We start from the raw sequence: 18,136 nt of genomic DNA on the forward strand, positions 1-18,136 counted from the left end.
GATGGGCGAACAGAAGTCAGCAGAGGCCGTAGTAGTTGCTGGAAACCGGAGCGATGAAGGGCTGAACCTGCCATGAGTGGATAGTCAGGTGTGCTCTCTGTTGGAGCGTAAAGCAGAAACGCCGTGAACAGCGGTGGTCGAGACCATCAGGAGGTAGGAGTCGGAAACTCCGAGGGCCGGTCTGGGCGCTTAGCTACCGCAGGCGACACATCAACGGAACCAAGCTCACTGATGCTGTTTGTCAGTAGGCAGGAACCGCCGTATACGGAGCCGTACGTACGGTGGTGTGGGAGGACGGCGGGGGTGACCCCGCCTCCTACCCGATTCTGTCGTTTGCGTTCAGGCCGTTCGTGCCAGATACAGCAGGGTATAGCCCAGCCCGCACAATCCCCAGCCCAACCAGGGTGAGAATATGGCGCGCCACAGCCAGTGGCGCGGGGCGAAGCCGACGCCGTGGATGAAGGCGTTGGATACGCCCCACATCACCAGCATCAGTAACGAATGGCTGTAGCGGCCCTGGCTGTCGAGCATGGCGCCGGGGTGGATCAACAGCAGCAGCGCCAGCGGTGTAGCCAGCAGCCAGGAGAGCGCGCGCAAGGGCGTACGCTCGCTCAGGGCGATATCACTCATGTTCGCCATTGCTATCGAGATCCTGCGTGGTTTCCAGCCATAGTGCGTTGATGATGCCGAAGCTGCAGGCCAGCAGCACGCCAAGAATCCAGGTGAAGTACCACATCGCGTTTCTCCTCAATACAGGCTGTGGGGGTTGGCTTCGATGCTGCGGTCGTTGAGCTTGCCCCACATCTTCACGTAGCCCCAGAGGGTGTAGATGAGGATGATCGGTACGAAGATGCAGGCGACCACGAACATGATGCCGAGGGTCTTTTGGCTCGATACCGCGTCCCACACCGTCAGGCTGGAGGCCGCATCAAGGCTCGACGGGAAGACGAAGGGGAATAGGGCGAAGCCGGCGGTGCAGATGGTGCCGACGATCATCAGGCTACTGCCGATGAAGGTCAGGCCGGCGAGACGCCAGGTGCTGGCGAGAATCGCCAGCAGTGCGCCGACCACACCAAGCACGGGGGCGCCCATTGTCAGTGGGTAGCGACTGTAATTGCCGAGCCAGCCGGCATTGTCGGCGAGCACCTGCTTGTGCAGCGGGTTCAGTGCCGCGCCAGCATCGAACGCACCCGCCAGACTCATGCCCTTGATACCCAGTGCCAGCCAACTGCCGGCCAGCAGGAAACCGATCAGGAATACCAGCGCACTGAGGTAAGTGGCCGTGCGCGAGCGTGCGGCCAGGTCACCTTCGGTGCGCATCATCAGCCAGGCGCCGCCGTGGGCGCAGAGCATGCTCAGGCTGACCACGCCGCAGAGCAGGGCGAAGGGGTTGAGCAGGGCGAAGAAGGAGCCGTGGTAGCTCGAGCGCATCATGTCATCGAGCTGGAACGGCAGGCCGAGGAACAGGTTGCCGAAGGCCACGCCGAAAACCAGCGCCGGTACCGCGCCGCCAACGAACAGGGCCCAGTCCCAGGCGCTGCGCCAGCGGGTGTTTTCCAGTTTGCTGCGGTAGTCGAAGCCCACCGGGCGGCAGAAAAGGGCGAACAGCACCAGTAACATGGCCCAGTACAGCCCGGAGAAGGCCACCGCGTAGACCATCGGCCAGGCGGCGAACAGCGCGCCGCCAGCGGTGATGAACCACACCTGGTTGCCGTCCCAGTGCGGGGCGATGGTGTTGATGGCGACGCGGCGCTCGTTGTCGGTCTTGCCGACGAAAGGCATCAGCGCCATGGCGCCCATGTCGAAGCCATCGGTGAGAGCGAAACCGATCAGCAGCACGCCGATCAGCACCCACCAGACGAGTTTCAGGGTTTCGTAGTCGAACATGACGAAGTCCTCAGGCGTGGGCCGGCTGCTGTTGCTCGAAGTGGTAGCGTCCGCTGTGCAGGCTCGATGGGCCAAGGCGGGCGAACTTGATCATCAGGTACATCTCCACCACCAGCAGCAGGCTGTAGAAGGCGATCAGCGCGATCAGCGAGCCCCAGACGTCACCGGACGACAGGCTGGAGGCGGAAAGATGGGTCGGCAGCACCTCACCAATCGACCAGGGCTGGCGGCCATGTTCAGCCACGTACCAGCCGGTCTGTGCGGCGATCCAGGGCAGTGGCAGGCTCCACAGCGCCCACTTGAGCAGCCAGGGTTTGCTTTCTTCGTTCTTCTTCGCCGAGGCCCAGAAGGCGCAGGCGAACAGCGCCAGCATAAGGAAGCCGCTGGCGACCATGATGCGGAAGCTCCAGAACAGGCTGAACACGTTGGGAATGGTGTCCAGCGCGGCCTGCTTGATCTGTGCCTCGCTGGCATCGACCACATTGGTGGTGTATTTCTTCAGCAGCAGGCCATAGCCCAGGTCATTCTTCACTTCGTTGAAGGCAGCAATGGTTTCGGCCGACTTGTCGCCGTTACGCAGGCGCTCCAGCAGCCCGTAGGCGGTCATGCCGGTGCGGATGCGCGCCTCGTGCTCGATGAGCAGGTCCTTGATGCCCTTTACCTTCTTATCCAGCGAGCGGGTGGCTATCAGCCCCAGGGCGTAGGGGATCTTCACCGCGTAGTCGGTGCGCTGCTCGTCCTGGTTGGGCAGGCCGAACAGGGTGAAGCCCGCCGGTGCTGGGTGGGTTTCCCACTCGGCCTCGATGGCCGCCAGCTTGGTCTTCTGCACGTCGCCGATCTCGTAGCCGGACTCGTCACCGAGGACGATCACCGAGAGAATCGAGGCCAGACCGAAGGCCGAGGCGATGGTGAAGGAGCGACGGGCGAAACCCTGATCGCGTTTCTTCAGCAGGTAATAGCTGGAGATGGCCAGGACGAAGATCGAACCGGTGACATAGCCCGCCGCCACGGTATGCACGAACTTGACCTGCGCCACCGGGTTGAACAGCAGGGCACCGAAATCGGTCAGTTCCATGCGCATGGTCTCGAAGTTAAACTCGGCACCTACCGGGTTCTGCATCCAGCCATTGGCGATGAGGATCCACAGCGCCGAAAGGTTCGAGCCAATTGCCACCAGCCAGGTCACGGTCAGGTGCTGCAGCTTGCTTAGGCGGTCCCAGCCGAAGAAGAACAGGCCGATGAAGGTGGATTCGAGGAAGAAGGCCATCAGTCCTTCGATGGCCAGCGGCGCACCGAAGATGTCACCGACATAGTGGCTGTAGTAGGCCCAGTTGGTGCCGAACTGGAACTCCATGGTCAGCCCGGTGGTGACGCCCAAGGCGAAGTTGATGCCGAACAGCTTGCCCCAGAACTTGACCATGTCCTTGTAGACCTGTTTGCCGGTCATCACGTAGACCGACTCCATGATCGCCAGCAGGAAGGCCAGGCCCAGGGTCAGGGGGACGAAGATGAAGTGATACATCGCTGTCATGGCGAACTGCAGGCGTGAAAGGTCGACGACTGATTCCGAGATCATCTCGGTGTCTCCTCGGTGTGTATAGAAAGTGGGGCAGGCTGACCAAACAGGTGATGCTCGACGCGCTGCTGGCCGTCCTCGGGGACTGTCGGTTCGTTGAACCAGATGGCCTTGATACTCAGCAGCAGGGTCAGCTTGATCAGCAGGATCACGGCGATTTCGCGTACTAGCGGAATGCGCCAGGGGGAGGAAGGTTCGCGATCGGGCATCTCGATGCTCCGCGTGTGCCGGTGCGGGCGGTGAGGCCGCACCGGCAGAGTGGATGTGTCCTAATGTTACAGAGTACTCGTGGGGGTATGTAGCGATGGAGATTGATGCAGGTCAGGAGAATGTCGATTAGCGGATCAATGCCTGCAGTGGCAGCCGCCAATCACTCAGTCGAACGCCGGCAGGGTGGGCGTCAGCAGTTCTCGACCGGCCGCTTGCCAGGCCTCGATACCGCCGGCCAGAGACAGCACATTGCGATAGCCCATCTCCCGCAGCGCGTCGGCAGCCAGCGCCGAGCGACCGCTGTTCTTGCAATAGAGAACCAGCTTGAGCGTGCGCTCGGCCAGTTGCGCATCGTTGCTCAGCTTGAACTCCAGCAGACCGCGTGGAATGTTGATGGCGCCGGGAATGTGTGCGGCGCTGTATTCATCCGCCTCGCGCACGTCGATCAGCAGGTCGGCATCGCGGATGGCTGCTTCGGCCTGCGACAGATCGACTTCAGTGATGCGAGTCTTGGCGGCGAGGACCAGATCATGAGCGCTTTTCATGAGTATTTCCTTGCATGGAAAGTGGCTGAGAAGTTGGCGATGGAGGCGCGGGGGCGAGCTGCTTGAGCGCCTCGAACTGACTGATGAATACCTGGCCGCCGAAGCGCTCCAGGAAGTCGGAGCGGCGTAGCTGATCCATTACTGGCCCCTTGACCTCGGACAGGTGCAGTTGCACACCGGCGGTATGCAGGCGCTCGACGATGGCGTGCAGCGAATCCAGGGCGCTGGCGTCTATCAGGTTGACTCCCGAGCACATCAGCACCAGGTGACGTACCTGCGGCCGACTGGCGATCAGCTCGCCGATGCGGTCTTCCAGATAGCGGGCATTGGGGAAATACAGGCTCTCGTCGACACGCAGCGACAACACGCTGGGTCTCTCGATCACGGCGAAGCGTTCGACGTTGCGAAAATGCTCGCTACCCGGTACCTGGCCGACCACGGCGATATGTGGCTGGCTGGTGCGCCAGAGAAACAGCAGCAGCGACAGGCCGACGCCAAGCAGGATACCGGCCTCGACGCCGATCAGCAGCACACCGAGGAGGGTGGCAATCTGCGCGGCGCCGTCCTGGCGCGAATAACGCCAGGTGTGCTGCAGCGACTTGAGGTCGACCAGGCTGAGCACAGCGACGATGATGGTCGCCGCCAGCACGGCTTGTGGCAGGTCGTGCAGCAGAGGCGTCAGCAGCATCACGCTGAGGCCGATACCGAGGGCGGTGAATACGCCGGCCATGGGCGTGCGGGCGCCGGCATCGTAATTGACCACCGAGCGGGCGAAACCGCCGGTGACGGGGAAGCCGCCACTGAAGGATGCGGCGATGTTCGCCGCGCCAAGGCCGAGCAGCTCGTTGTCCGGCTGGATGCGCTGGCGGCGTTTGGCCGCCAGGGTCTGGCCGACCGAGACCGATTCGACGAAGCCCACCAGGCTGATCAGCAGCGCCGCTGGCAGCAGTTGTATGGCCAGGTCGAGATCCATTGTCGGCAGCGTCAGCCCTGGCAGCCCTTGCGGCACCAGGCCAACCACCTTGACCCCGGCTTGCTCCAGTTGCAGCAGTGCGACAGCGGCAATGGCGACGATGATCGCCAGTACCGGCCCGGCCTTGGCCAGGTTACTGGCCAGTTGCGGCGACAGGCCAAGGCCTTGCAGTAGTTGCTTCAGTCGGCTTCTGGCCCACCACAGCCATGCCAGGCTGAGCACGCCGATCAGCAGCGTCGGTCCGTGTGTGCCAGGTAGCGCCTGGATCAGTTGTGGCAGCAACTGCGGCAGATTTTCGCCGGACGCCGAGACGCCGAGCAGGTGCTTGAGCTGGCCGACAGCGATGAGAATGCCCGAGGCGCTGATAAAGCCGGACACCACCGGATGGCTGAGAAAGTTGGCGATAAAGCCCAGGCGCAGCATGGCCATGGCTGCCAGCAGCAGTCCCGAGAGCAGGGCCAGGAGCATGGCGGCGCCGACGTATTCGGCGCTACCGGCCGGAAACAGTGGCGCCAGGGTGGCGGCGGTCATCAGTGAAACCACGGCCACCGGACCAACCGCCAGAGTGCGGCTGGAGCCGAACAGGGCGTAGGCCAGCAGCGGCAGGATGCTGGCGTAGAGGCCGGTCACCGGTGGCAGACCCGCGAGCATGGCATAGGCCAGGCTCTGCGGAATCAGCATCAGGGTGACGATCAGTGCGGCGAGTCCATCCTGCGTTGCGCTGCCTCGGTCGTAGCGTCTGCCCCAGTCCAGGCAGGGCAGCCAGTGGCTCAGTTTCATTTCTTTTCCTGCCGCTCTACAGCACATCCAAAGGGATTTTCAGGTAGCGGGTGCCATTGGCTTCGGCCGGTGGCAGTTGCCCTGCACGCATGTTGACCTGCACCGACGGCAGAATCAGGGTGGGCATGTCCAGGGTGGCGTCGCGCTGGCGGCGCATGGCGACGAAGTCGGCTTCGGCGATGCCCTGATGAACGTGGACGTTGTGCGCACGTTCTTCGGCGATGGTGGTCTGGAAGCGAAAATCCTCGCGCCCCGGCGCTTTGTAGTCATGGCACATGAACAGGCGGGTTTCGTCGGGCAGGGTGAAGAGTCGCTGGATCGACTGGTAGAGGATGTGCGCGTCGCCGCCGGGGAAGTCGCAGCGCGCAGTGCCGTAGTCGGGCATGAACAGAGTGTCGCCAACGAAACCAGCGTCACCGATCAGGTAGGTCATACAGGCCGGGGTATGGCCAGGAGTGTGGATGGCTCTACCGTGCAGCTCGCCAATATGGAAGGTATCGCCATCGTGGAGCAGCCGGTCGAACTGGCTGCCATCGGTGGCGAACTCGGTGCCGGCGTTGAACAGCTTGCCGAAAGTGTTCTGCACTACGGTGATGTGCTCACCGATGGCCAGCTTGCCGCCCAGTTCGCGCTTGAGGTAAGGCGCGGCGGACAGGTGGTCGGCGTGCACATGGGTTTCCAGCAACCACTCAACGTGCAGATCGCGCTCCTTGACGAAGGCGATGATGCGGTCTGCGCTGGCGTGTGAGGTGCGCCCGGAGGCCGGGTCGTAGTCCAGCACCGAGTCGACGATGGCGCAGTGTTGCGTGGCAGGATCGATGATCACGTAGCTGTAGGTGTAGGTGACAGGATCGAAGAATTCGACGACATCCGGGCGCATGGTCAGGCTCCTCTCATATACCCATGGGAGTATTTAATTAAGATTTAGCTTAACTGTGTTTTGGTTCTATGCATAGATTGTTAAGTAATAAGATGTCGCAACCTTGTTCAGGTCGGCCATAACCGGTTTGTGCGTTTTTTGAGGTGCCGGGCACTGGCAGAGGCAGGCGCGCGCGAGCGGCGCGCCAGAGGGGGCGTGTGTCAGGTGTACTTGGTGAAAATCTCGCGCACTCGCTGCAGTGAGGCCTCGGTATCCTGCTCGGGGTCGAGCATGGCTTCTTCGATCAGGCAGGTGAGCATCAGTCGGTAGGATTTGTCCAGGGCGCTACGAGCTGCCGAGAACTGCTGGGCGATGGCGGCGCAATCCTCGCCACGCTTGATCATCGCCTGGATGCCACGGATCTGGCCTTCGACACGGGCCAGGCGCTTGAGCATCGCTTGCTGCTGTTCGAGCATGCGTAAATGCAGGTCGGTAGTCTCGGTCATGGCGTTTCCTGTGCGAGGGGGCGAGTCAGGGTAAAGGCGCCACGCAGTTCGCCGATCTGATAGCCGCGGGCCTGATCATGCGGATAGTACTGATCAATGGCCTCTTGTACCTCTGCTTTGATCGCGGTGCCGTGACAGGCCATGCAAGGCTCGCCTACGGCAATGGCCTGCATGTAGCGATATTCGCCGTCGACCTCTTCGCTGTAGCGTAATTCCTTGACCGGCGTTCCGGCTATCGCGGCTTCCGCAAAACGTTCCAGCACGCTGCGCTCCCAGGCATCGGGGGTGTTGTCCGGGTTGCGTACCTTGAGCGATGTGCGGCCCAGTTGCCACGCTTGCTGGCTGTGCTCGCTGGCGATCTGTGGCGCCAATGCCTGGCAGGCCTGTACTGCTGCAGTTGGCCCGCCATCGGTGATGGCCTGGCGTACCGTACCCAGCAAGTGCTCGGCGAATGGTGGGATCTGCGCCGCCGCCTCGTCTTGCCAGGGGGCGGTTGCTTGTGCGGCGGTGCTAACGAGCAGGGTAGCGAGTAGAAATGGGCGCATGGTCGAACCTCATAAATACTGGTTGGGGTATTTATGCATAAAAGATGACGGCTGTCACCGCCGTCATCTGCGACATTCTGACCAATAGGTGTTAGCGGTGGATCAGTGCTTGGCGCCGTCAGTGGGCAGGGCCAGCAGCTGTTTTTCCAGGTTCCAGTCGAAGGGCTCGTCGTTCTCTTCGGCTTCGAAACGGCGCTCGTCGAGGGCCTGGTACAGGGTGATTTCTTCGTCGGGCATGAAGTGCAGGCAGTCGCCACCGAAGAACCACAGCAGATCACGGGGTACCAGGTGGGCGATCTGTGGGTAGCGGTGGAACACCTGGCTGATCAGATCCTGGCCCAGGTATTGGCTGGAAACCGGGTCGCGCGGCAATTCGGCGAGCAGTTCGTCGTAGCGCTCGAGGAACAGGGCGTGGCTGTCGTCGAGCACCTGTTCGGCTTCGCCCAGGGCGACGAGGATGCCGCGCAGGTGATTGAGCAGGGCGAGGTGGTGTTCGATATGGCTGGCCATGGTGCAGGTTCCTGAAGGGTAAAACGGGCGCAGGAGTATAGAGTTCCTGGCGCCCGCTGTCCTGCATGGCTGGCTTTCCTGGGAGGAGCTTTCGGCTCGGGCATCCTGCTTCGCTCTACCTCCTGCATCCCTGCAGTCGTAGTCGCGACGCATGAAGCTCGCGGCTAAAGCCCCTCCCACAGGCGGCTCGAGTCAGCGTACCTTGCCGCTCTCCAGCGTGAGCTCTTCCTTGGCGAAGTCGTCGACGTCAATCACTCGACGCCGAGCCGCCTCGGCCGCTTGCAGGCGCTGGCCCTGTTCGCCGTCGAGGATGCCGGCAGCGATCGCCGCTTCGATGGTGTCCTGGCCCGGCGCTGGTTGCAGGCTGCCGTCCTTGAGCGCCTGATGCAGGCGCTTGCGAGCGTCCTGGCTGGCCTGCACCAGGTTCAGCGCATGCTGCAGGGCGCCCACCGAATCCTGATCGGCCTGCGGGCGGTAGCAACCTTCCAGCACCGACTCCAGAGCAGGATCGCCGGCTTGGCGGCCGATGATTGCCGCCACTTCGGCGTCCAGTGCGTCGCTCGGGCCCTGGTGGCGGCGGCCCAGAGGGAACACCAGTACTTTGAGCAGGCAGCCGAACAGGCGGTTGGGGAAGTTGCTCAGCAGGTCATCCAGCGCTTGTTCGGCGTGGTAGAGGTTTTCCTCCATGGCCCAGCGCAGCAGCGGACGAATCGCTTCCGGGTAGTCCAGGTCGTGGTAGCGCTTGAGTGCGGCCGAACCCAGGTAGAGGTGGCTGAGCACATCGCCGAGGCGGGCGGACAGGCGCTCGCGGCGTTTCAGGTCGCCGCCGAGCAGCATCATGCTGCTGTCGGCGCACAGGGCGAAGGCTGCTGCCAGACGATTGAGGGCGCGGTAGTAGGGCTGGCTGAGATCGTCGCCGGGTACCTGGCCCAGGCGGTTCAGGGTCAGCCCCAAGAGGAAGCTGCTGGCGGCGTTGCCGACGGCGAAACCGATATGGCTCATCAGCAGTGTGTCGAACTCGGACAGTGCCTGATCCTTGTCCTCGCGGTCGGCCAGGGCCATTTCCTTGAGCACGTAGGGATGGCAGCGGATGGCGCCCTGGCCGAAGATCATCAGGTTGCGCGAGAGGATGTTGGCGCCCTCGACGGTGATGAAAATCGGTGCTCCCTGCCAGGAGCGGGCCAGGTAGTTGTTCGGGCCCATGATGATGCCCTTGCCGCCGTGCACGTCCATGGCGTGGCCGATGCACTCGCGACCGCGTTCGGTGAGATGGTACTTGAGGATCGCCGACAGCACCGAGGGTTTCTCGCCCAGGTCGACGGCGTTGGCAGTGAGGATGCGCGCGCTGTCCATCAGCCAGGCGTTGCCGCCGATGCGCGCCAGGGCCTCCTGGATGCCCTCGAAAGCGGCCAACGGCACGTTGAACTGCTCACGCAACTGGGCGTACTGGCCGGTGGCGAGACTGGTGAACTTGGCCGCGCCGGTGCCGACTGCGGGCAGGGAGATGGAGCGGCCGACCGACAGGCAGTTCATCAGCATCATCCAGCCCTTGCCCAGGTACTCCTGGCCGCCGATCAAGTAGTCGAGTGGAATGAACACGTCCTTGCCCGAGTTCGGCCCGTTCATGAAGGCAGCGCCCAGTGGCAGGTGGCGGCGGCCGATTTCCACGCCGGGGGTGTCGGTGGGGATCAGCGCCAGGCTGATGCCGAGGTCTTCCTTGTCGCCGAGCAGGTGATCCGGGTCGTAGGCCTTGAAGGCCAGGCCGAGCAGGGTGGCCACCGGGCCGAGGGTGATGTAGCGCTTTTCCCAGTTCAGGCGCAGGCCGATCACTTCCTTGCCGTTGTACTGCCCTTTGCAGATGATCCCGGTGTCCGGTATGGCGCCGGCGTCGGAGCCGGCCAGCGGGCCGGTGAGGGCGAAGCAGGGAATGTCATCGCCGCGCGCCAGGCGCGGCAGGTAGTGCTGGCGCTGCTCATCGGTGCCGTAATGCAGTAGCAGTTCGGCCGGGCCGAGGGAGTTGGGCACCATCACGGTGGAGGCCAGGTCGCCGCTGCGGGTCGCCAGCTTCATCGCCACCTGCGAGTGGGCGTAGGCAGAGAAGCCCTTGCCGCCGTACTCCTTGGGAATGATCAGGGCGAAGAAGCCATGCTGCTTGATGTGCTCCCAGGCTTTCTCCGGCAGATCCATCTGCTGGCCGACCTGCCAGTCGCTGATCATCGCGCAGAGTTCTTCGGTGGGGCCGTCGATGAACGCCTGTTCCTCTTCGCTCAGCTTGGCTTTGGGGTAGGCCAGCAGCTTGTCCCAGTCGGGTTTGCCGCTGAACAGCTCGCCATCCCACCACACCGTGCCGGCTTCGATAGCGTCGCGCTCGGTCGCCGACATCGGCGGCAGTACGCGCTGGAACCAGGCGAACAGCGGGCTGGTGAACAGTTGCCGGCGCAGATCGCCGAGCAGGATGAACGAGGCGACGGCGCCGGTGACAATCCACAGCAGCAGTTGCAACCAGCCCGGTACCGGGCTGAACAGCGCCATGGCCACCAGATAGGCTGCGGTGATGCCGAGGGCGGGTAGGGCGGCGGTACGGCTATGGGCCAGGTAGGCGACCCCGAGCAGCAGAACCAACAACCAGATGGCGAGCATGTGCATTCCTCCATGATTCGAGCGGGCGACGCCCCGAGCATAGCCATAAAAAATGGCCGGGAGCCATTTTTAACGTCGCGTAGCGCCGACCCGCAGGGTGGCAGCCAGGGATGGCGGGCCATAAATGGCGGCAGGGGCGGTGAGCTTGGCCGGATCGTCGTCAAGGTGGCGCAATTGACGGGATTAGACTGAAGCAAACTTCAGGAGCCCTCGCCATGCAGAACTGTCTACGTCCCGTCCGCTTCATTGACAGTGACCATCGCGCGGTAGTCGAGTTCGCCGAACGTTGGCGTGGTGCGTCACGAGAACCGACCAGTCAGGCCGTGGCCCTGTATCTGGCGGTGCGTGACGAGGTTCGCTACAACCCCTATGCCTTCAGCCTCGATGCGCAGACATTGAAGGCCAGTCATGCATTGGCGGCCGGTGAGTCCTACTGCGTGCCCAAGGCTAATCTGCTCGCTGCCTGTGCCCGGCATTGTGGGATTCCCGCGCGTATCGGTTTGGCCGATGTGCGCAATCACCTGTCCACGCCGCGCCTGCTGGAACTGCTGCGCAGCGAGGTGTTCGCCATGCATGGCTACACCGAACTGTATCTGGACGGGCGCTGGGTCAAGGCCACGCCGGCGTTCAACGAGGCGCTATGCCGGGTGTTCAAGGTGGCGCCGCTGGAGTTCGACGGCGTGCATGACAGCGTCTTTCATCCCTATAACGACAAGGGCGAGCGCTACATGGAGTACCTGCATGACCACGGTCAGTTCGAGGATCTGCCCGAGCAACTATTCTTTGATCACCTGCGCGGCTGCTACCCGCATCTGTTCGAGTCCGGGGCGCTGCAGCTCGGTGGTGATATGCAGCGCGAGGCCAGTGTTATCGACTGAGTCGATAATCAAGATCGCCAGGATGGCCTTTTCTCTGCGCGCCAGGGTCGGTAGGGTGCATGCCAGTGAGGAGCGGATGAAACACCAGGTTGCAATCGCCGGTGTCCGCCCTCATCTATAACCACCTCACTCTCGCGCGGGAAACCCCATCTTCATGAGCTCCGCCCTGACCATTCGCCAGTTGACCAAGACCTACGGAAACGGCTTCCAGGCCCTGCACGGCATCGATCTGGACGTCGCCGAAGGGGATTTCTTCGCCTTGCTCGGCCCCAACGGTGCCGGCAAATCCACCACCATCGGTGTGCTCTCCACGCTGGTGAACAAGAGTGGCGGCACGGTCAGCGTGTTCGGCCATGACCTCGACCGCGAGCCTTATGCGCTCAAGCGCTGCCTGGGCGTGGTGCCGCAGGAGTTCAACTTCAACCAGTTCGAGAAGGTGTTCGACATCGTCGTCACCCAGGCCGGCTACTACGGTATTCCGCGCTCGATCGCCAAGGAGCGCGCCGAGCAGTACCTGACCGAACTCGGCCTGTGGGACAAGCGCGACGTGGCTTCACGCGAGCTGTCCGGTGGCATGAAGCGCCGCCTGATGATCGCCCGCGCTCTGGTGCACCAGCCGCGCCTGCTGATCCTCGACGAGCCCACTGCCGGGGTGGACATCGAGCTGCGCCGTTCGATGTGGAGCTTCCTCACCGAGCTGAACAAGCAGGGCACCACCATCATTCTGACCACCCACTACCTGGAAGAGGCCGAGCAGCTCTGTCGCAACATCGGCATCATCGACCACGGCCGTATCGTCGAGCTGAGCAGCATGAAGGATCTGTTGAAGAAGCTGCATGTCGAGACCTTCCTGCTCGACCTCAAGGATTCCTATAGCGAGGCGCCTAACCTGAGCGGTTATCCGGTGCGCTTGGTCGACCACCACACCCTGGAGGTGCAGGTGGAGAAGAGCCAGGGCCTCAATGCACTGTTCCAGCAGCTGGCGCAGCAGCAGGTCGAGGTACTCAGCCTGCGTAACAAGAGCAATCGCCTGGAGGAGCTGTTCGTCTCTCTGGTGGAAAAGAACCTGGCCAAGGTGGCGCAATGACTTCTCAGTACCTTAACAGCGAGTTCGCCGCTAATCTGGTGGCCCTGCGCACCATCGTTCACCGTGAGGTGCGCCGTTTCCTGCGTATCTGGCCGCAGACGCTGCTGCCGCCGGCAATTACCATGGTGTTGTACTTCGTCATCTTCGGTAACCTGATTGGCCGGCAGATCGGCGACATGGGGGGCTTCAGCTACATGGAGTACATCGTGCCGGGGCTGATCATGATGTCGGTGATCACCAATAGCTACGGCAACGTGGTGTCGAGCTTCTTCGGCAGCAAGTTCCAGCGCAACGTCGAGGAGTTGCTGGTGTCGCCGGTGTCACCGCATACCATCCTCATCGGTTTCGTCGTCGGTGGCGTGCTGCGCGGGCTGGCGGTGGGCTTCATCGTCACCCTGCTGTCGTTGTTCTTCACCCACCTGCAGGTGCATCACCTGGGCGTTACCGTGCTGGTGGTGCTGCTGACGGCGACCATCTTCTCCCTTGGTGGCTTCGTCAACGCGGTGTATGCGCGCAACTTCGACGACATTTCGATCATCCCGACCTTCGTGCTGACGCCGCTGACCTACCTGGGCGGGGTGTTCTACTCCATCACCCTGTTGCCGCCGTTCTGGCAGACGGTGTCGCTGGGCAACCCGATCCTGCACATGGTCAACGCCTTCCGTTACGGCATTCTCGGGGTGTCCGACATCCGTATCGGCGTGGCAGTCGGCTTCATGCTGCTGGCCACCGCTGTGCTCTATACCCTGTGCATCCGTCTGCTGGTCAGCGGTCGTGGCATGCGTCAGTGACGTTTGCCGCTCATGTAGGATTTATCCGCGATTCTCGCGGCGCCACCGCGCCTAAACGTTAATGTGTAGCACGCATGCAATCCGGGGGATGGCTGCTGTGCTCCCCGGATTTCATCCGGGCTGCGCTTGAGTGCTCGCGGCTAAAGCCGCTCCTACAGAATGTGGCGACGACCGAAAAAACATAGCGAAATAACTTGCGTCCCTGTCAGTAATGCAGCAGCCGGTTAGACTCCGCCTCTACCAAGAAAAAGGGGCTGATCATGACCGTGCTGTTGCGTGCTCTTCCATGGCTGTGTCTGGGCTTGTTCACGACACCTGCGCTGGCTGCCGAAGGGCCAATGGTCGAGATCGTGCCGGTACGGCAAATGGAGGTGCGTGACGAGCTGATCACCTTCGGTTCGCTACGCTCCGACGAGTCGGTGATGATTCGCCCGGAAGTGGAAGGGCGCCTGGCCACCCTGCATTTTCGCGAGGGCCAGGCGGTGACCGCTGGCGACCTGCTGATCAGCCTCGATGATGCGATTGCCCGCGCCGAATTCGCCCAGGCGCGGGCCAATCTTGATCTGGCCGAGAAAAACCACCAGCGTGCGCAGATGCTGTTTCAGCGTGGTGCGAGCAACGCCCAGGCGCTGGACGAGGCGCAGAGCCAGCTGCAGGCCGCGCGTGCCAGTCAGTCCCTGGCCCAGGCGCGGCTCGACAAGACCCAGATCAAGGCGCCTCATGACGGCACGCTCGGCCTGCGCCAGGCCAGCGTCGGTGACTACCTCAGTGCCGGGCAGAACATCGTCAACCTGGAGGTGCTTGACCCGCTCAAGGTCGACTTCCGTATTCCGCAGAAGGCCGTGGCCCAGGTGCGCCTCGGCCAGACCGTGGAAATCACCCTCGATACCTACCCGGGCGAACGCTTTCGTGGCGAGATCTACGCCATCAACCCGCGCCTCGACGAGGCCGGGCGCAGCCAGGCGATCCGCGCGCATATCGGCAACGATGACCGCCGCCTGCGTCCCGGACAGTTCGTCCGCGTTTCGGTGATTCTCGAAGAGCGGCCCAATGCGCTGGTTATCCCGGAAGAGGCGGTGATGCCGCAGGGCGACAAGTTGCTGGTCAACCTGGTGGTCGATGGCCAGGTCGAGCGCCGTGAGGTGACGCTGGGCAAGCGATTCGACGGCCTGGTCGAGGTGCGTGAAGGCCTGCAGGGCGACGAAACCATCATCAGTGCCGGTTGGCAGCGTGTGCGCGAAGGGCTGGCCGTACGCACCAAGAGCGGGGAGCGCCAGCCGTGACACTTTCCGACGTCTGCATTCGCCGGCCGGTATTCGCCACTGTTCTGTCGCTGATCGTGGTGCTGCTGGGGCTGATGGCTTACGAGTGCCTCAATGTGCGTGAATACCCCAATATCGACGTGCCCATCGTCACCGTGCAGGTCACCTATCCGGGGGCCAGCCCGGAGATCATGGAGTCGCAGGTAGCGCAGCCGGTGGAAGATGTGCTGTCGGGTATCGAAGGGCTGGATTTCGTCACCTCCATCAGCCGTGCGGAAAACACCCAGATCACCGCGCAGTTTCGCCTCGGGCGCAGCGCCGACGAGGCGGCTAACGATGTGCGTGACCGTCTCGGGCGGGTGCGCAGCCTGCTGCCGGACGAGGTCGATGAGCCCATCGTGCAGAAGGTCGAGGCCGATGCCCAGCCGGTGGTGTGGATCGCCTTCCACAGCCAGCAGCACAGCGCCATGGAGATCACCGACCTGCTGGAACGGGTGATCAAGGATCGCCTGCAGACCATTCCCGGCGTCTCCGAAGTGCAGGTGCGTGGCGCCCGAACCTTCTCCATGCGTATCTGGCTCGATCCGGAGAAGCTCGCCGCACACAACCTCACCGTGCAGGACGTGGAAGATGCCCTGCGCCGGCAGAACGTGGAAATCCCGGCCGGGCGCATCGAGTCGCGCGAGCGCGAGTTCAGCGTGCTGTCGGAAACCGATATGCGCACGCCGGAGCAGTTCAACGAGCTGATTCTCGATGATTCGCAAGGCTATCTGCTGCGCCTGTCCGATGTTGGCCGCGCCGAAGTGGGGCCGCGCGACGAGCGCACCGTGGTGCGCTTCAACGGTCTGCCGGCTGTAACCCTGGGCCTGGTCAAACAGGCCACGGCCAACCCGCTGGATATCTCCGACGGGCTCGAGGCGGCCTGGGATGACGTTCAGGCCTTGTTGCCCGACGGCATGAACATGACCGTGGCCAACGACAACTCGCAGTTCATCCGCGAATCCATCGACAACGTCTTCACCACCATCTGGGAAGCCGTGGCGCTGGTCATTCTGATCATCTTCATCTTCCTGCGCTCGTTGCGCGCGACGCTGATCCCGTTGGTGACCATTCCGGTCTCGTTGATCGGCGCCTTCGCCCTGATGTCGCTGATGGGCTTCACCATCAACACCCTGACCCTGCTGGCCATGGTGCTGGCCATCGGTCTGGTGGTGGACGACGCCATCGTCATGCTGGAAAACATCCATCGCCATATCGAGGCCGGGATGAAACCCATGCAGGCGGCCTTCAAGGGCAGCCGCGAGATCGCCTTCGCGGTGATCGCCATGACCCTGACCCTGGCTGCCGTGTTCGCCCCCATCGGCTTCATGCAGGGGACTACCGGCAAGCTGTTCACCGAGTTCGCCTGGACTCTGGCTGGCTCGGTACTGGTCTCCGGCTTCGTTGCCCTGACGCTGACGCCGATGATGTGCGCGGTGATGCTCAAACCTCACTCGCACGAGCAGCGCCATGGTCGCGTGTACAACCTGATCGAAGGTTTCCTCAACGGCCTGACCTACAGCTACAAGCACAGCCTGGATCGCGCCCTGCGCGCCTGGCCGCTGGTGCTCGCTGTACTGCTGGGGGCTTTCGTGCTGTGTGCCTGGCTGTTCGGCGGCCTGCGCTCCGAGCTGGCGCCAACCGAGGACACCGGCACCATCGTCGGCGTGTTCAATGGCCCGGACGGTGCCACCATCGATTACACGGCGCGCTACGCCCGTGAGGTCGAGGCCGCTTACGCGAGCATTCCCGAGACCAATCGCTATCTGGTCATTGCGGGTTTTCCGACCGTGGCCCAGGGCATTTCCTTCATGAAGCTGGAGGACTGGGGCGATCGTTCGCGTAACCAGTTCGAGATTCGCAACGAGTTGCTGCCGCAGTTGCAGGATATCGCCGGTATGCGCGTCACTCCGGTCAACCGCCCGCCGCTGGGGCAGAGTGCGCGTAACCAGCCGATCAACTTCGTCGTGCGCTCGTCCATGGAGTACGCCGAACTGCAGGGTTACGTCGATCAACTGATGGAGCACATGCGTGATTATCCGGGCCTGGAGGGGCTGGACAGCGACCTCAAACTCAACTCGCCGCAGCTCAAGATCACCGTCAACCGTGAGCAGGCGGTGGCGGTCGGCACCGATGTGTCGGTGATCGGCCGCAGCCTGGAAAGTCTGTTCGGCAGCCGTCAGGTGACCCGCTTCAAGCAGAATGGCGAGCAGTATGACGTGCTGGTGCAGTTGCAGGACGTCGACCGCAGCAACCCGCAGGATCTGGATCGCGTCTATGTGCGTGACCGTGACGGCGGCATGGTGCAGCTGTCTAACCTGATCGAGGTGCGTGAGACCGTGGCGCCGCGCGAGCTCAATCATTTCAACCAGCTGCGTGCTGTGACTATCAGCGCCAACGTCGGTACGGGTTACACCCTGGGCGAGGCGCTCAATCACCTGGAAAGCGTGGCGCGCGAGGTGTTCCCGCCGGAGACGCAGTACGACTACACCGGCACGTCGCGTGATTTCAAGGAATCCAGTTCGGGCATCCTGCTGATCTTCGCCCTGGCCCTGGCCTTCATTTTCCTGGTGCTGGCGGCGCAGTTCGAGAGTTTCAGTGACCCGCTGATCATTCTGTTCAGTGTGCCCTTGTCGATGGCCGGGGCCTTGCTGGCGTTGAAGCTGTTCGGCGGCACCTGGAATATCTACTCGCAAATCGGCCTGGTGACCCTGATTGGCCTGATCACCAAGCACGGCATCCTTATCGTCGAGTTCGCCAACCACCTGCTGCGCGAGGGCAAGGCCCTGCGCGAGGCGGTGATCGAGGCCTCGGTGCAGCGCCTGCGGCCGATCCTGATGACCACCGGCGCCATGGTGCTGGGTTCGCTGCCGCTGGCCATCGCCAGCGGAGCCGGCGCGGAAAGCCGCCAGCAGATCGGCCTGGTGATCGTCGGCGGGTTGCTGGTCGGCACCTTCTTCACCCTCTACGTGATTCCGACGCTGTACCTGCTGCTGAGGCGCTGGGCGCCACTGCTCAAGATAGAGGAGGAGCCGGTGGCGGTCTGAA

At 62.8% G+C, this 18,136-nt stretch carries 17 protein-coding genes; 5 read left to right on the forward strand and 12 right to left on the reverse strand.

Going from position 1 to position 18,136, the window contains the following annotated elements:
- Positions 1–339: 339 nt before the first annotated feature.
- The 12 genes from PSOLE_RS09035 to PSOLE_RS09090 all read right to left on the reverse strand — a co-directional run bounded on the left by PSOLE_RS09035 (position 340) and on the right by PSOLE_RS09090 (position 11,031).
- Entirely contained in the window at positions 340–639 is a 300-nt protein-coding gene (locus PSOLE_RS09035; RefSeq protein WP_003460904.1) for a cyd operon YbgE family protein, read from the reverse strand.
- Positions 623–736, reverse strand: a complete 114-nt coding sequence (gene cydX, locus PSOLE_RS09040) for a cytochrome bd-I oxidase subunit CydX (RefSeq protein WP_003460905.1) — start codon at positions 734–736, stop codon at positions 623–625. Before cydX ends, PSOLE_RS09035 begins: the two co-directional genes overlap by 17 nt.
- 11 nt (positions 737–747) lie before the next feature.
- Positions 748–1,887, reverse strand: coding sequence for a cytochrome d ubiquinol oxidase subunit II (gene cydB / locus PSOLE_RS09045; RefSeq protein WP_003460906.1), 1,140 nt, complete (start codon positions 1,885–1,887; stop codon positions 748–750).
- A 10-nt stretch (positions 1,888–1,897) separates the two neighbouring features.
- Entirely contained in the window at positions 1,898–3,463 is a 1,566-nt protein-coding gene (locus tag PSOLE_RS09050; protein ID WP_003460907.1) for a cytochrome ubiquinol oxidase subunit I, read from the reverse strand.
- A complete protein-coding gene (gene cydP, locus PSOLE_RS09055; RefSeq protein WP_003460908.1) occupies positions 3,460–3,672 on the reverse strand; it encodes a cytochrome oxidase putative small subunit CydP in 213 nt (70 codons plus the stop codon). The genes PSOLE_RS09050 and cydP overlap by 4 nt, the downstream gene beginning before the upstream one ends.
- 165 nt (positions 3,673–3,837) lie before the next feature.
- Entirely contained in the window at positions 3,838–4,218 is a 381-nt protein-coding gene (locus tag PSOLE_RS09060) for a rhodanese-like domain-containing protein (RefSeq protein WP_003460910.1), read from the reverse strand.
- Positions 4,202–5,971, reverse strand: coding sequence for a SulP family inorganic anion transporter (locus PSOLE_RS09065; protein WP_003460911.1), 1,770 nt, complete (start codon positions 5,969–5,971; stop codon positions 4,202–4,204). The genes PSOLE_RS09060 and PSOLE_RS09065 overlap by 17 nt, the downstream gene beginning before the upstream one ends.
- A 16-nt stretch (positions 5,972–5,987) precedes the next feature.
- The gene (locus PSOLE_RS09070) at positions 5,988–6,851 is read right to left on the reverse strand and encodes an MBL fold metallo-hydrolase (RefSeq protein WP_074860871.1); all 864 of its coding nucleotides are present in this window, start codon (positions 6,849–6,851) and stop codon (positions 5,988–5,990) included.
- Positions 6,852–7,051: 200 nt separating this feature from the next.
- The gene (locus PSOLE_RS09075) at positions 7,052–7,336 is read right to left on the reverse strand and encodes a metal-sensing transcriptional repressor (RefSeq protein ID WP_003460913.1); all 285 of its coding nucleotides are present in this window, start codon (positions 7,334–7,336) and stop codon (positions 7,052–7,054) included.
- Positions 7,333–7,881, reverse strand: a complete 549-nt coding sequence (locus PSOLE_RS09080; RefSeq protein WP_003460914.1) for a Tll0287-like domain-containing protein — start codon at positions 7,879–7,881, stop codon at positions 7,333–7,335. The genes PSOLE_RS09075 and PSOLE_RS09080 overlap by 4 nt, the downstream gene beginning before the upstream one ends.
- Before the next feature lie 102 nt (positions 7,882–7,983).
- Entirely contained in the window at positions 7,984–8,391 is a 408-nt protein-coding gene (locus PSOLE_RS09085; RefSeq protein ID WP_003460917.1) for a PA2817 family protein, read from the reverse strand.
- A gap of 192 nt (positions 8,392–8,583) precedes the next feature.
- Entirely contained in the window at positions 8,584–11,031 is a 2,448-nt protein-coding gene (locus tag PSOLE_RS09090) for an acyl-CoA dehydrogenase (protein WP_074860874.1), read from the reverse strand.
- 215 nt (positions 11,032–11,246) lie between these two features.
- On the opposite strand from PSOLE_RS09090, the gene PSOLE_RS09095 reads away from it, so the two are divergent.
- The 5 genes from PSOLE_RS09095 to PSOLE_RS09115 all read left to right on the forward strand — a co-directional run bounded on the left by PSOLE_RS09095 (position 11,247) and on the right by PSOLE_RS09115 (position 18,135).
- Positions 11,247–11,909 (forward strand): transglutaminase-like domain-containing protein, encoded by a 663-nt coding sequence (locus PSOLE_RS09095; RefSeq protein WP_074860877.1) that lies wholly within the window; start codon positions 11,247–11,249, stop codon positions 11,907–11,909.
- Between the two features lie 154 nt (positions 11,910–12,063).
- Positions 12,064–12,996, forward strand: a complete 933-nt coding sequence (locus tag PSOLE_RS09100) for an ABC transporter ATP-binding protein (RefSeq protein ID WP_003460920.1) — start codon at positions 12,064–12,066, stop codon at positions 12,994–12,996.
- A complete protein-coding gene (locus PSOLE_RS09105) occupies positions 12,993–13,787 on the forward strand; it encodes an ABC transporter permease (RefSeq protein WP_074860880.1) in 795 nt (264 codons plus the stop codon). Before PSOLE_RS09100 ends, PSOLE_RS09105 begins: the two co-directional genes overlap by 4 nt.
- 260 nt (positions 13,788–14,047) lie before the next feature.
- Complete coding sequence (locus PSOLE_RS09110; RefSeq protein WP_003460922.1) at positions 14,048–15,070, forward strand: efflux RND transporter periplasmic adaptor subunit; 1,023 nt, start codon at positions 14,048–14,050, stop codon at positions 15,068–15,070.
- A complete protein-coding gene (locus PSOLE_RS09115; RefSeq protein WP_074860884.1) occupies positions 15,067–18,135 on the forward strand; it encodes an efflux RND transporter permease subunit in 3,069 nt (1,022 codons plus the stop codon). The genes PSOLE_RS09110 and PSOLE_RS09115 overlap by 4 nt, the downstream gene beginning before the upstream one ends.
- The last annotated feature ends 1 nt before the right edge of the window (position 18,136 follow it).

It is taken from the genome of Pseudomonas oleovorans subsp. oleovorans (genome assembly GCF_002197815.1).
GTDB classification, from domain to species: Bacteria; Pseudomonadota; Gammaproteobacteria; order Pseudomonadales; family Pseudomonadaceae; genus Aquipseudomonas; species Aquipseudomonas oleovorans.